Source organism: Curtobacterium poinsettiae, from assembly GCF_025677645.1.
GTDB classification, from domain to species: domain Bacteria; phylum Actinomycetota; class Actinomycetes; order Actinomycetales; family Microbacteriaceae; genus Curtobacterium; species Curtobacterium poinsettiae_A.
This window is the reverse complement of the sequence record NZ_CP106879.1, coordinates 3598128-3610392: the sequence shown is the minus strand read 5'-3', so window position 1 is coordinate 3610392 and position 12265 is coordinate 3598128. Positions and strand designations below refer to the sequence as shown.

14 protein-coding genes are annotated in these 12265 nt (G+C 68.2%); 9 read left to right on the top strand and 5 right to left on the bottom strand.

Annotated features, from left to right (window positions below; translation table 11 throughout):
- Positions 1–4: 4 nt before the first annotated feature.
- From OE229_RS17275 to OE229_RS17260, 4 genes are all read left to right on the top strand, one after another.
- On the top strand, positions 5–448 hold the full coding sequence (locus OE229_RS17275) for a hypothetical protein (RefSeq protein WP_262139092.1): 444 nt from the start codon (positions 5–7) through the stop codon (positions 446–448).
- A 95-nt stretch (positions 449–543) separates the two neighbouring features.
- Positions 544–1629: a hypothetical protein gene (locus tag OE229_RS17270; protein ID WP_262139091.1), complete on the top strand. Its 1086-nt coding sequence runs from the start codon at positions 544–546 to the stop codon at positions 1627–1629.
- A gap of 22 nt (positions 1630–1651) precedes the next feature.
- The gene (locus tag OE229_RS17265) at positions 1652–1873 is read left to right on the top strand and encodes a hypothetical protein (RefSeq protein ID WP_262139089.1); all 222 of its coding nucleotides are present in this window, start codon (positions 1652–1654) and stop codon (positions 1871–1873) included.
- Between the two features lie 184 nt (positions 1874–2057).
- Positions 2058–2942 carry a CPBP family glutamic-type intramembrane protease gene (locus tag OE229_RS17260; RefSeq protein WP_262139088.1) on the top strand — a complete coding sequence of 295 codons (885 nt, stop codon included), beginning with the start codon at positions 2058–2060 and terminating at the stop codon, positions 2940–2942.
- 216 nt (positions 2943–3158) lie between these two features.
- Here OE229_RS17260 and OE229_RS17255 read toward each other — a convergent pair whose 3' ends face one another.
- Positions 3159–3905, bottom strand: a complete 747-nt coding sequence (locus OE229_RS17255) for an SDR family NAD(P)-dependent oxidoreductase (protein ID WP_262139086.1) — start codon at positions 3903–3905, stop codon at positions 3159–3161.
- Positions 3906–3996: 91 nt separating this feature from the next.
- On the opposite strand from OE229_RS17255, the gene OE229_RS17250 reads away from it, so the two are divergent.
- The gene (locus tag OE229_RS17250; protein ID WP_262139085.1) at positions 3997–4626 is read left to right on the top strand and encodes a TetR/AcrR family transcriptional regulator; all 630 of its coding nucleotides are present in this window, start codon (positions 3997–3999) and stop codon (positions 4624–4626) included.
- Positions 4627–4750: 124 nt separating this feature from the next.
- On the opposite strand, the gene OE229_RS17245 is transcribed toward OE229_RS17250, so the two are convergent.
- Together OE229_RS17245 and OE229_RS17240 are read right to left on the bottom strand one after the other, a co-directional pair.
- Positions 4751–5176 (bottom strand): hypothetical protein, encoded by a 426-nt coding sequence (locus tag OE229_RS17245; protein WP_262139083.1) that lies wholly within the window; start codon positions 5174–5176, stop codon positions 4751–4753.
- Positions 5177–5184: 8 nt separating this feature from the next.
- Entirely contained in the window at positions 5185–5592 is a 408-nt protein-coding gene (locus OE229_RS17240) for an SdpI family protein (RefSeq protein ID WP_262139081.1), read from the bottom strand.
- A gap of 297 nt (positions 5593–5889) precedes the next feature.
- On the opposite strand from OE229_RS17240, the gene OE229_RS17235 reads away from it, so the two are divergent.
- From OE229_RS17235 to OE229_RS17225, 3 genes are read left to right on the top strand one after another with little or no spacing between them, the layout of a single operon-like run.
- Complete coding sequence (locus tag OE229_RS17235; protein ID WP_262139079.1) at positions 5890–7815, top strand: alpha/beta hydrolase family protein; 1926 nt, start codon at positions 5890–5892, stop codon at positions 7813–7815.
- A gap of 35 nt (positions 7816–7850) precedes the next feature.
- Positions 7851–8519, top strand: coding sequence for a hypothetical protein (locus tag OE229_RS17230; protein WP_262127089.1), 669 nt, complete (start codon positions 7851–7853; stop codon positions 8517–8519).
- A gap of 13 nt (positions 8520–8532) precedes the next feature.
- Positions 8533–9072 carry a hypothetical protein gene (locus OE229_RS17225; RefSeq protein ID WP_262139078.1) on the top strand — a complete coding sequence of 180 codons (540 nt, stop codon included), beginning with the start codon at positions 8533–8535 and terminating at the stop codon, positions 9070–9072.
- Between the two features lie 60 nt (positions 9073–9132).
- Here the strand turns inward: OE229_RS17225 and OE229_RS17220 are convergent, their stop codons facing one another.
- Both OE229_RS17220 and OE229_RS17215 read right to left on the bottom strand, forming a co-directional pair.
- On the bottom strand, positions 9133–10182 hold the full coding sequence (locus tag OE229_RS17220; RefSeq protein WP_262139076.1) for a methionine synthase: 1050 nt from the start codon (positions 10180–10182) through the stop codon (positions 9133–9135).
- A gap of 20 nt (positions 10183–10202) precedes the next feature.
- On the bottom strand, positions 10203–11177 hold the full coding sequence (locus tag OE229_RS17215) for a putative oxygenase MesX (protein WP_209135582.1): 975 nt from the start codon (positions 11175–11177) through the stop codon (positions 10203–10205).
- A 119-nt stretch (positions 11178–11296) separates the two neighbouring features.
- Here OE229_RS17215 and OE229_RS17210 point away from each other — a divergent pair, with 119 nt between their 5' ends.
- Positions 11297–12238: a LysR family transcriptional regulator gene (locus tag OE229_RS17210; protein WP_259580274.1), complete on the top strand. Its 942-nt coding sequence runs from the start codon at positions 11297–11299 to the stop codon at positions 12236–12238.
- The last annotated feature ends 27 nt before the right edge of the window (positions 12239–12265 follow it).

Below are 12265 nucleotides of genomic sequence, written 5' to 3'. Positions count from 1 at the left end.
CCGATTGACGTACGAAGTGCGCGTCAAGCGCGGCGAGGACCCGGAAGAGTCGATGAATGACCGCCGGCTGGCGTTCGCGTGGATCTATGGCGACGTGGTTCACGCGGACAGGAAGCGGCGAGACGGCGCCGAGGTGTTCGGCGTCGAAGAGCGATTTCACGGCGCTGTGCCGCTGGTCGCGCAACTCATGGTCCTCACGATTCGAACGCTCGAAATGGTCGCGTGGTTACACGGCCGCAAGCTCATGCCGTTCTTGCACGATGCTTTCGCAGAGGACGTAGTGGTCTCAAGGCAGGTCGTCGAGCGCAAAGCTGAAGCGTGGGTCGGGAAATACAGAGAAGGCGACCGGCCGCCGGTCGTACCGCCGGGTGAGCAACCTGGCGAGGGGTGGAAGCGGTTCGGAGACGAGTTCGGTCCCGCCAGCGCTGACAAGCAGTCAGGCACCTAATCAAATCGTCGCCCGCCGAGTAGATTTGGGCCGGTCGTCCCCACAACCGGGCTTCAGCGACACGGCTGAACTCCCTGATGCGGCAGACTGCGGCCATGTATCTCGAGGTCCATCCCGAAGGCCCCTCACTCACGCCAGCGCAGGCGAAGACGCTCGATGACGAGTTCTTCCGGTCCGACCCCGGGTCGCACTATTCGTCTCGGATTGCTGGGCTGCTCCGCGACGCCGATGCCGCGCCCACTCTGTCTCGGGCCGAGCAGCCTGCCTTCTTCAAGGCCCTTGGCATCCGGACCGACGAACTCTCGGTCGGGAAGCCGGAGGACCGCGACATGCAGGTCGCGGTCGACGCGTTGGCACTCCGCCATCAGTGCGCGGAGGCGCTCTCGCGCTTCGTCTACGCCGTCTCGACGGCTACGCCTCGACAGGGCGATGCGCCGTGCACTTGGTTGGCGGTCTCTGACAGTCCGACCAGCACAGCCGACGTCATCAAGAAGAGCCTGGCGTCGTTCAAGTCGGACGACGAGCTGTGGGTGCGCTTGGTCCTTCCACCGGAGGCACATGGCAATGCCCGATCTCGATCGGGGGCGTACACCGCTCTCGAGTGGGTCGAGCACGCGGAGTACCTCCTGACCGACGACGAGCTCTCGGTCAACGTCGGCCACAACAAGTTCAAGCACGGCCTCGCCGTGAGCAGCCGCAACGATGTTCGTGTCGAGCTCGTGAGCGAAGCCCCGAACGAGAACGGCGAGGTCCCTCTGAGTGCGTTTGGGGAGGGGAAGTCCCTACCCCTTTTCGACCGACCGCTCTTCACGTTCTTGTCGAGGCCGCACGGGAAGCCTCCAAGGGGCATCGAGGCCATCTCCATTCGCGTCGACGTCCCGACTGTGCTCGCAGAGACCTGGATGATGGCGAACGTCTACGCGGCGCTCTTCCACGTCGCGGCGCTCAAGCACTTTGGTCCCGACGGGCACGAAAACCTCGCACCATTTCCTACGCTCGTGATCAACCATCCTCCGAAGCGAGTGGTGGCCGGCAGCCCTCTCGGTTTCCGGGCGCCGGTGACCGACCCGGCTGACAAATCGGTGGCCGCCCGCCCGTCCGGGGTGGTCTTCTACGACGGCTTCATGCCTGTCACGGTCGATTACTCCAGCAAGACCAGCGGCGTCATCGTCGACGAGTAGGGGGTCGCGAAGTAGGCATGAGGTGGCCACCCAGGACTACGGCGATCATCACGCCGGTCTGGCCTGGAGCGGCGGCCAACGGATCCACGGCCCCGACCTCGCGGACGTGCCGAAACGCTTGAAAATTGACAGCTTCGCGGTGGCTCAGCAGACCGAAAAGATGACGACCGCGGCAATCGCCAGCGACGTCTGGAGCGTCTCACTGACCGATCCTTTTCCGGACGCCTCCTCTGATCACCGGTGACGCCCGCATCATTCGGAGGGTGCGCCAGAGGGTGTTCGCATGCTTCGGTATTTGACGCGCACGCGCACGCCCGTGAAGTATGGCCGGTGGCGGCGGTACAGGCCGCTCGCCGGACGCCGACGAGATGAGCTGCATGCCTTCGGACTTCGCTTTGTCCGGCACTGCAGCTCGCGAGCCTGCACAGATGCCTCAGCCGCGACTCCGTGCCCTGCTCCTGGGACTGGCGGGCTGGCTGCTCATCGGGGCGAGCCTTGGCCTCTCGGTCGGGATCGCGTCGGCGTTCGACCAGGCGTTCGGGCTTGCTCGGTCCACGGCGGTCTTCGTGCAGGCGGCCCTCATGTCGGCACTCGTGGTGCCCGCTATCGTCCTGCTGCGCCGTCGGGTAGATCATCGCAGCCTGGGGAGCCTCGGACTCAGCGCTCGCATCGTGCGTCCCCTGACCACGGGCATCGCAGTCGGGGTCGGGACTGGCCTCGTCGTCTGGGTGCCCGCATGGCTCGCTGGATGGATCCGAGTCGATGACCTCGACCCCGTCGCGTTCGCACGATTCGTCCTCGTGAACGGAATCGTCCTTGCCCTCTTCGAAGCGCTGCCGGAGGAACTCGCGCTGCGCGGGTACATGTGGACGAACCTTCGCGATGGGTGGGGCCTCGTCGTCGCTACCCTCGCCACGACAGCGCTCTTCCCATTCGTCGGACTCGTGGTCGGGCCCGTGCGGTGGCTCATAACGACCGCGCTGGGCGACACGGGCAACGAGCTGTCGGTGTTCCCCGCCGGGAACGAGCCCGTGGTCTACGTACTGCAACTGGCACTGTTCGGACTCGCCCTCGTCGCCGCCCGGCGCCTACCCATGGAGGGCGCACTCCTGGTCGCGGTCGCCTTCCACTGGACACAACTCAGCGTGACCCGCACAGTGCTCGGCGGCACGGGCTGGTTGGAGTCGGGCTGGACGATCACGTGGGTCGAGCCCGACGCCATCGCCCTCGTCCTGGTGCACATCGTGCTTGCCGGTGCGGTGTTCGTCACTACTCGCCAGGTGATGCAGCGCCGTGTCTCCATGCGCAGCTGACCACCAACACCGGTGCCCGTCTCGTCCTCGCCGATTGACGAGCACCCCCCTCAGCAAGGGATCGGCTGTCGAGACAGCGCCGGCAGCCGATCGGCGGGACGGGCGGCGGACGCAAGGAGAGGTTGCGCTGCTGGGAGGGGGGAAGAATCCGAGACCCCACGAGGTGCCGGCGGCGTGCAGGTAGCTTCATGCAGACCCGCCGGGCGGCTGACGCGATCAGGCGATGCTGCTGCCCCCGTCGACGAGGAGCTCGCTCCCGGTCATCCCCGAACTCTGGTCGGACACGAGGAACAGCACCGTGGCGGCGACCTCCTCTGGATGCAGGAGGCGGCCGAACGGCATCCCGCTCGCCATCTGCTCGAGCATCGCGTTCGGGTTGCCCGGAGCGAGGCCGGCGAGACCCGGGGTCTCGGTGGGCCCGGGGACGACCGTGTTGATCCGGACACCGCGCGGCGCGAGCTCGGCTGCCCACGTGCGGGTGAGGGCAGCGATCGCGGCCTTCGACGCCCCGTACAGGCCGAACGACGGCTCGGTGCCGGATGCCGCCGTCGATCCGGTGACGACGACGGCGGACCCCTCGCGCAGGAACGGCAAGGCTCCCTGGACGGTCAGGGTGGTCCCGCGGACGTTGGTGCCGAACGTCGCCTCGAAGTCCTCGGGGGTGACGGCGTCGAGGGGCTTGAACTCACCGCCACCGGCGTTGGCGTGCACGGCGTCCAGGCCGTGACCGCGCTCGGCGACCGCGGCGAAGACCGTCGCGATGTCGTCCGACTGGGCGGCGTCCGCACGGATCGGCGTCACTGCGTCGCCGAGCTCGTCGCGCACGGCGTCGAGCGCCTCCTGCCGCCGCCCGGTGACGAAGACGTGTGCCCCCTCGGCGACGAAGCGGCGCACGACCGCGAGTCCGATGCCCGAGGTTCCGCCCGTGACGAGTGCGGTCTTGTCCTGCAGTGCTCCGACCATGATGTCCTCCTGGAGTTGTTGTTGACTGCTTGGTCCAGAACAGTACGTCGTGCTTGACTGATCAGTCAACAACGAGTCTCGAGGAGTTCGGATGCCCCGGCCACGCAAGTTCGACGAAGCCGACGTGGTCGAGCGCGCCCGGCGCACCTTCGCGGAGTCCGGCTTCGACGGCACATCTCTCGACGACCTGCTCGCGGCGACCGGCCTCGGGCGACAGAGCCTCTACAACACGTTCGGCGGCAAGAAGGAACTCTTCATGCGCGCCTTCCTCAGCGACACCGCGGAGGCAGTCGAGGTCGTCCAGTCCGTCATGCGGAGTTCCGAGCACCCCATCGCGCGGATCCGGACGCAGCTGGTGTCCGTTGCGGTCGAGCACGGTGCAGCACAGGGGGCGCCCTCGCTGCTGCTCCGCGCGGCGGTGGAGCTGTCGGCCCGTGACGCGGAGGTCGCCGCGACCGTCTCTGAAGCCTTCGACACCATCCGCGCGGGCTACACGGCCTGCATCGTCGACGCGCAGACGGCAGGCGAGGTCGAGGCCGATGCCGACGCCGAGGCGCTCGGCACCTACTTCTGCGCGGTGATCGAGGGGATGGGGGCGATCGGGCGCGTCGGGACCTCGCGAGCGGCGCTCCTGCAGGTGGGGATCGCGAGCCTCGCGGCCCTGCCGATCACGCCACTCGGCAGGGAGCACCTCGGGACCGCGGACGGTCCCTGGGACTGAACGTCGGCGCACGTCAGGGTGACGCCGCGGCGACGTGACCGGCGGGGCGGGGTGCCGCCGCGCCTCCAGTCCGGGTCTGGAGGCACGCATCCAGCGGGCGCGACGGCGCGGGCCCCGCAATCGCTCACGCAGGTGGCGTCGTTCCCGCGCCTTCGGTGTCGTCTGCGCCCGTCGGGCCGGTACCGGCCTGGTCGAGATTCTCGTGCGGGTCGCCCATGTCGCCGGTCGCCTTGCCTGCGGGCGACAGCCCGAAGTGCTTGCGGACGGCGTTCGCCTCGGTGACGGACAAGGTGTTCCCGGCTCCGGGGAAGGGTGCACCCTTGATCGCGCTCTTCGTGTACCCGACGTGCAGGTCCGTGCCGTCGAAGGTGGCATCCTCGACCGGGACGAGCGCGGTGTGTCCCCCGAGGAGTCCCGTAGCCACACTGACGAACGCAGCACTGCCGTCCTCGTCGGAGGGGAACACCTGCGCGACCTTGCCGACCGATGCGCCGTCGCGGTCTCGGACGGTCGCGTGCTCCACTTCGTGGATCTGGTCCTTCGTGATCATGGGTGCAGTCAACGCCCTCGGCCTGACGCCGGTGAGTCAGTCTGCGCGTCCTGGTGACCGGTCTGATCCTCGAGCGCCGCTCGGCGTACCGCGAGGTGGGCAGCAGGAATGGAGAGGACTGCGCCGCCCGCGAGGATGATCGCCGCGACGATCACCGGGGCGGGGGTACGGAGCGCGGGCACGATGATGCACACCGCGCACCAGAGAACGGTGATCACGCCCGAGATCAGCGTCGGAGGCAGCGCCGCTCGGTGCCCGGTCCGCCAGGCGTCGTCGCTGGACATCGTGACGCGCGTCCGGACGCCAGCGAGGTCGTTCCGGCCGTGCTGTCCGGTCGCAGCTCGCCACGTCAACCACATCACGAGGACCGCTCCGCCGATCTCGAGGGCGAGTGCGGCCACCATTGCTCCGGGCATGGTGACGACGCTAACGCCCTGGAGCATGAACGGCAACATTCCGGATGCACGGTGGCGAGCGAGCATCCCGACGCTGATGGCTGGGACCCGGCCGCGAGCCGACTCGACTGAACGTCGAGAGATGGCTGCCCGAGAGGGGAAGCATCACGAGGGGGGCACCGGACGACGGCTGCGCTCTCGCTGGAACTGAATCGGCCGGTCGTACCCTCCCTCCCGGACGGGTCCGATCCTCAGACGACCGTCGCTGAACTGGCCCATCACACCTCCGGATTGCCGCGAGGTCCGACGATGATCGCGATGCCCGTCGACCGCCTGGTTGCGCAGGGTCATCGGCCGTCCAGTAGGGTCGAAGGACAGATTGCGATCCACACGGGGGTGTGCGTGACGATTGTGTTCGATGACGGGGCAGCCGATGCCCTCATCGCTGCTGCGGAGGGGGCCTCCGGGGACCTGCGATCGCAGGCTATGGCGGATCGGATGCGAGTCGAGTCAGCGGTTCGGGAGTTCCGCGGCAGCTACGCGACGCTCTTCACGACCGACAGCACGATCCGGTCGGAGGACACGCAGCGTCTCGCCGGTGTCTTCGCTGACCTCAAGACGTCGATCGATCGGGCGAAACGCGAGGCTGAATCCGAGCGGCGCCGACTCCGGGAATCGCGCGAATGGAGTGCGCGTGAGGAGGAGCGTGAGCAGCGTCGCGCGTCCGGGGATCCGCTCGCCGTGGCGTCGGCCTACATCGACGGCGTGATCGACCGACGTCCGGATGACACGGCTGTGCACCCGACCCCGGTCACGGCAACGTTCCTGCCGAGGGCGCGCCCGCGCACGGCTGGCGGGAGCTCGGGAAGCACGTCCTCCGCGGATCCTGATGCGCTCCTGACGTTCGTCGGGGCCAGCAGAGCGGCCGACGGCAGCGCTGGGCAGCACCTGATCCGGGTGAAGAACGCCTGGACCCGCTTCTGTTCGGCTTGTTCATGGGTGCCGGTCCAGGGTTCGACAGTCGTGGCGGGGTTCGACCGGCTGATGGCCGAGAACGCCCTGGAGGCGAGCTGGATCGAAGGCATCGCGAACGCCTTCGACCGCGCTGGAGGCGGCGCTCTCCCGGACCTGATGCTCGACGCCGTGGCGACGGTGACCGCGTCGCCAGCGCTGTCCGAGCTGCTCCGGCCGGGTCTGACCCCTGCCGAGGTCGCCGCGGCCTGGGCGAAGGTCCCGCAGACGGACGAGTACATCGAGTCCTTGCCGTTGGCGACGCAGTACCTGCTCGCAAACCTCGACGGCATCCCTGCTGCGCAGCGCGACATCGCGTCACGAGCCGTGCTTGCGGCGGCGGTGCGGGATCCGGAGCGCGTGTACACGCTCATGGGCTTCGGCGAGCAGCGCATCGGCCGGTCGGACTTCGAGGAACAGGTCAACGCGCTGCAAAAGGCCGTTGACGCGGCCGACCTCAGTGCTGAGACACTCCCCGGACCTGCGGCGTCCAAGACCGCGCAACTCGTTGGATTCGGGGTGCACGACGGTGCGCTGGTCGCCGCCGTGTCGCTTGGCGACCTCGACACGGCGAAGAACGTGACGGTGAACGTGCCGGGGATGAACTCGGACGTGGCTGGCATGGGCGAGCGCGTCGTGGCCGCCGAGGGATTGTTGCGCCAGGCGCACAGCGATGACCGATCGCAGACCTACGCCGTCGTTTCCTGGGTCGGCTACCACGCGCCGAACCCGGCGGAGGTGGGCTGGCCCGACCGATCAGAATCCGGCGCAGGTCAACTGGCTTCCTTCGTGGACGGTGTCTTCGACAGCAGGTCGGACGGTGGCCCCGACACCTTCACGGTTGCAGCGCACTCGTACGGCTCCACCACCGCGGTGCAGGGGCTTCAGTTGACGGAACACCAGGTTGAGTCGTTCGTGTCGTACGGGTCCGTCGGCTTCCCGCGCGGGACCGAGATCGACGACGTCCATGCCGCGAACGTGTACGCGACGGCCGCGAAGGACGATCCGCTCGGGCCGGGCGGTCAGTGGCTGGGCGTGGCGACCCGGGCAGATCCGCTCGGGTTCGACGGCGTGCAGGAGTTCTCCTCGGAGGCAGCCGAGGGTACGAGAGGGGTGACGGGCCACGACATGTGGCACGACTCCGATTCGGACGACGTCGGGTACCTCTCGAACGACTCGACCACGCTCCGCACGCTGGCGCAGATCGTCGCAGACGGGAAGATGGGGCCATGAGAGTCAAGATTCGTCCCCGACTGCGCGGCGCGATCGTGACCATGCTCGCGGCCGTGGTGCTCGCGACGACCGGATGCGCCTCAAGCGGCGCAGGCAGAGGAGGCGACGTGACCGGACAGGACGCGCAAGACGCAGCAGGTAAGACCCAGGCGCAGGTAGCCGATCTCTCGTTGCAGGACGAGTTCGAGCTGGCTGGCGAGCGGTACGAGCACGGGCAGGCCGTGCTCGCAGCCGCACAACGACAGATCTCGGACGGCACGTGGTACTGGAACGGCGGAGACGTCCGTCCTCTGCCCGCAGGCGACGACGCGTTTGGAAAGGCGCCGGAGGGTGCAACCAAGGAGAACTCCTACGCGTTCCGAGCGGTACGGATCATCGAACCGAAGGGCGCGACCGGCGCGGTGGAGGACCTCGATCCGATGCAGCGCTACTTCGATGAAGAAGGGTGGCGCTGGAGCAGCGCGAAGATCGGTACGGATCACGAGGTCCGGGCCGACACCGGTGACGGATGGTGGGTGACCTGGAACGTGCGGCCGAACGGGCAGTACTCGCTCGGGGTGTACAGCAAGGCGTTCTGGGCACACGATGCTCCGGAGCTCATCAAAGCGATCGCACTGCGCGACCCCGCCGACTTCCCCGATAAATCCGAGCCGGGCGTCTCGGAGCCGTTCCCGAATTGGAGCGATCCTGTCCGGCAGCGCTGATCTCCGGACATGGGTGCGCATCGCAGACGCCGACCGGTCTGCGAGGAACTCCCGCGTTGCACCCACTCGGTGGAGGGCTGTCGCCGGCCTCCGAGCGACCGCAGTCGCACTGCTCATGGTGGTCGTCCTCACGGGCTGCAGCGCCGGCATCAGAAAGACTCCTGAGCAGGCGAAGGAGTCCATCGTCACGTTCATCGAGGACTCGACCGACGTGGTGGGGGAGGGCTGGGAGGTCAATGAGGGCCCTGGGCTCGGGAAGTGTGGCCTCGCCCCGGGGGTCCGCGGCGTCGAGTACTCCTACGCCATGGTCCGGTCCGCGAGCGCTGACCCGAAGGCCGACGTCGAGGCGGTGGAACAGCACTGGAAGGACCTCGGGGTCACAACCGAGCGCTACCAGACCGGCGGCGAGGACCCGATCCTCGGCGTCCGAGGTCGCGGTGGCCCAGTGCAGTCTTCGGACTTCCGCGCCGATCCCCGCGGGTACACCATCGACGGCAGCTCGCAGTGCTTCGTGGGGAACTTCGACCGGATGAGCCTGGACAGCCAGGACTGACGGACGTGACGCGCCTGCCGAAGCCGAGCCGTGCCTTCAGGCCGGTCCGGAGCCGGGACGCTAGCGCGCAGCCGGCACCGCGACGCGAGCGAGCTCGGCCCGCACGATGTCCGCACCAGCGGACAGCGCGCTGAGCTTGTCCAGCGCCGCACCCCGCGCCAGCGGCGCCATCCCGCAGTTTGAGCTCGGGATGAGTTTGTCCGCGTCGACGAACTCGAGCGCCCGCCGCAGCACCTCCGCGACCTCTCCCGGGGTCTCGACGGTCTCGGTGGCGACGTCGATCGCCCCGAGCATGACCTTCTTGCCGCGGATGAGCTCGACGAGCTCGAGCGGCACGTGCGAGTGGATGCACTCCAGCGAGACGATGTCGATCGACGACTGCTGCAGGAGCGGGAACGACTGCTCGTACTGCCGCCACTCCGCCCCGAGCGTCTCCTTCCACTTGTTGTTCGCCTCGATGCCGTACCCGTAACAGATGTGCACGGCGGTCTCGGCGCGCAGGCCCTCGGTCGCGCGTTCGAGCGCGGCCACACCCCAGTCCTGCACCTCATCGTGGAAGACGGTGAAGGCGGGCTCGTCGAACTGGATGACGTCGACGCCGGCGGCTTCGAGCTCGCGAGCTTCCTGGTTGAGGATCGTGGCGAACTCCCACGCCAGCTTCTCGCGGCTCTTGTAGTGCTGGTCGGAGAGGGTGTCGATCATCGTCATCGGGCCGGGGAGCGCCCACTTGATGGGGCGATCGGTCTGCGCGCGGAGGAACCTGGCGTCGTCGACGAACACCGGGGCGGGACGGCTCACGGCGCCGACCACCGTGGGGACAGCAGCGTCGTAGCGGTCGCGGATGCGGACGGTCTCCTTGCGCTCCTGGTCGATGCCGTCGAGGTGCTCGATGAACGTCGTGACGAAGTGCTGGCGGGTCTGCTCGCCGTCGCTGACGATGTCGATGCCGCGGTGCTCCTGCTCGTGGACGGCGGAGCGGAGGGCGTCCTGCTTGCCTTCGGTCAGGGCGGCGCCGTCGAGCTGCCAGGGGGACCAGAGCCGCTCGGGCTCGGCGAGCCAGGACGGCTTCGGCAGGCTGCCGACGATCGAGGTGGGGAGGAGAGAGCTCATGGGAGTGGCGGTCCAGACGGTCAGCGGGCGGGGACGGGTTCGGCAGCGAAACGGGAGAGGAGCGCGCCGTGCGGTGTCACGAGGTGCTCTTCGGTCCAGCGCCCCTGCGTGATCCCGAGGCGGCTCCGCTCCTCGCGGTCGTAGGTCACCGGGGTGGGCGTGAAGTCGGTGTGGTCGAGGGTGGGGCGGTAGGTGCTGCCGGCCGGGGTGTTCGCGGCGTAGATCTCCGGACGGTAGATCTTCTGGAACGTCTCCATGGTGGCGATCGTCCCGATCAGCTGGAGGTCCGTGTAGCCGCCGGTCAGGTCGCCGCGCGTGTAGAACGCGAGCGGGGCTGCCGCTCCGGCAGGCTGGAAGTACCGGACCCGCATGCCCATCCGGCCGAAGTAGTCGTCGGTGAGCGAGGAGTGCTCGTGCTCGTACTCGGCGCCGAGCACCGGGTGGACGTACCCGTTCTGCCGGTAGGTCTGGCTCGTCGAGACGCTGATGCAGACGACCGGCTCCGTGTCGAAGTCGGCGTGGAAGGCGTCGGACTCCAGGAAGCGCTGGAAGAGCGCCCCGTGCAGCGCCCCGAAGTCAGACGGCAAGCCCGGCGATGAGGGCAGCAGGACGGAGAAGTCGTAGTCGCGCAGGTACGACGAGAAGTTGTTGCCGAGGATCCCGCGGTGGCGCTCGCCGGTGTGCTGGTCGACGATCGTGACGTCGAGCATCTCGAGCAGCGGGAACTCCGCGTCCGCCCCGCCGTCGGAGAACTCCAGCGCCACCGAGACGATGTCGAGCTGCAGGCGGTAGCGGTCACCGGCACCGTCAGCAGAAGCCCCCGCGAGGTCGTTCGCGCGCCCGTCGATCATCGCCAGCGCTGCACGCAGGTTCTCCTGCCGACGCTCGCCGCGCGCCAGGTTCGCGAAGTTCGTGGTCAGCCGGGAGCTGTCCGCGGGGGAGTAGTCCTCGTCGAACCGGGTCCGGGTGATGCTGAAGGTGAAGTCGTTCGCCATGGTCGGCAATCTGTTCGTCGAGCGCCCGCGGGCGCTGGGGAAGGGGTGCCTCGATCATGGCGGGAACGGTGAGCCATCAGGTAATACCGAGACGCTATGCACCGGTATAGCCTCGGCCTATGGCCCGTGTCTCGAACGACATCACCCTGCAGCAGCTCCGGTACTTCATCGAGGTCGCGACGGAGGGTTCGATCAGCGCAGCGGCCGATCTGCTCTACGTGTCGCAGCCGACGATGTCCGCGGCGATGAAGGACCTCGAGACGCGGATCGGCCGCCCGCTCTTCACCCGCTCGGCCAGAGGGGTCGTGCTCACCGTCGACGGCGTCGAGTTCCTCGGCTACGCCCGACAGGTCGTCGAGCAGGTCTCGCTCCTCGAGCAGCGGTACGTCGGTGGCCAACGGTCGCGTCGTCTGCTCGGGGTGTCCGCCCAGCACTACTCGTTCGCGGTCGAGGCCTTCGTCCGGATGGTCGAGGCGGCGGCTGCGGACGAATACGAGTTCTCGCTCCGCGAGACGCGCACCTGGGACATCATCGAGGACGTCCGCACCCTGCGCAGCGAGGTGGGCATCCTCTACCGCAACGACTTCAACACGCAGGTGCTCGGCAAGCTGCTGCGGGACGCCGGCGTCGTGTTCACGCCGCTCTTCGTCGCGCAGCCGCACATCTTCGTCGCCAAGCGGAACCCGCTCGCGGCACGGGAACGCGCGTCGCTCGCGGACCTCGCCGACCTGCCCCGCCTGACCTTCGACCAGGGCGCGAACAACTCCTTCTACCTGGCCGAGGAGATCCTGTCGACGATGTCGAGCAAGCGGGAGATCCGTGTGTCGGACCGGGCGACGATCTTCAACCTCATGATCGGCCTGGGTGGCTACACGATCTCGACCGGGCTCATCAGTGACGACCTCGACCCCGAGATCGTCGCCATCCCGCTCGACGTCGATGAGCGCATCGAGATCGGCTGGATCGCGCACGCTTCGGTGCCGCTCACGGTGCAGGCGCAGACCTACCTGGACGAGTTGCGTGCGGTGGTCGCCGGCTACGGCGTCGAGCCGCTCGGGTAGGCGGGCGGCGGTTCCGGCGGTTCCAGC

Excerpts from the sequence above, each read along its gene's own strand:
- OE229_RS17270 (WP_262139091.1), top strand. The coding sequence starts at position 544 with ATGTATCTCGAGGTCCATCCCGAAGGCCCCTCACTCACGCCAGCGCAG.
- OE229_RS17260 (WP_262139088.1), top strand. The coding sequence starts at position 2,058 with ATGCCTCAGCCGCGACTCCGTGCCCTGCTCCTGGGACTGGCGGGCTGG.
- OE229_RS17255 (WP_262139086.1), bottom strand. The coding sequence starts at position 3,905 with ATGGTCGGAGCACTGCAGGACAAGACCGCACTCGTCACGGGCGGAACC.
- OE229_RS17250 (WP_262139085.1), top strand. The coding sequence starts at position 3,997 with ATGCCCCGGCCACGCAAGTTCGACGAAGCCGACGTGGTCGAGCGCGCC.
- OE229_RS17245 (WP_262139083.1), bottom strand. The coding sequence starts at position 5,176 with ATGATCACGAAGGACCAGATCCACGAAGTGGAGCACGCGACCGTCCGA.
- OE229_RS17240 (WP_262139081.1), bottom strand. The coding sequence starts at position 5,592 with ATGCCCGGAGCAATGGTGGCCGCACTCGCCCTCGAGATCGGCGGAGCG.
- OE229_RS17235 (WP_262139079.1), top strand. The coding sequence starts at position 5,890 with ATGCCCGTCGACCGCCTGGTTGCGCAGGGTCATCGGCCGTCCAGTAGG.
- OE229_RS17220 (WP_262139076.1), bottom strand. The coding sequence starts at position 10,182 with ATGAGCTCTCTCCTCCCCACCTCGATCGTCGGCAGCCTGCCGAAGCCG.
- OE229_RS17215 (WP_209135582.1), bottom strand. The coding sequence starts at position 11,177 with ATGGCGAACGACTTCACCTTCAGCATCACCCGGACCCGGTTCGACGAG.
- OE229_RS17210 (WP_259580274.1), top strand. The coding sequence starts at position 11,297 with ATGGCCCGTGTCTCGAACGACATCACCCTGCAGCAGCTCCGGTACTTC.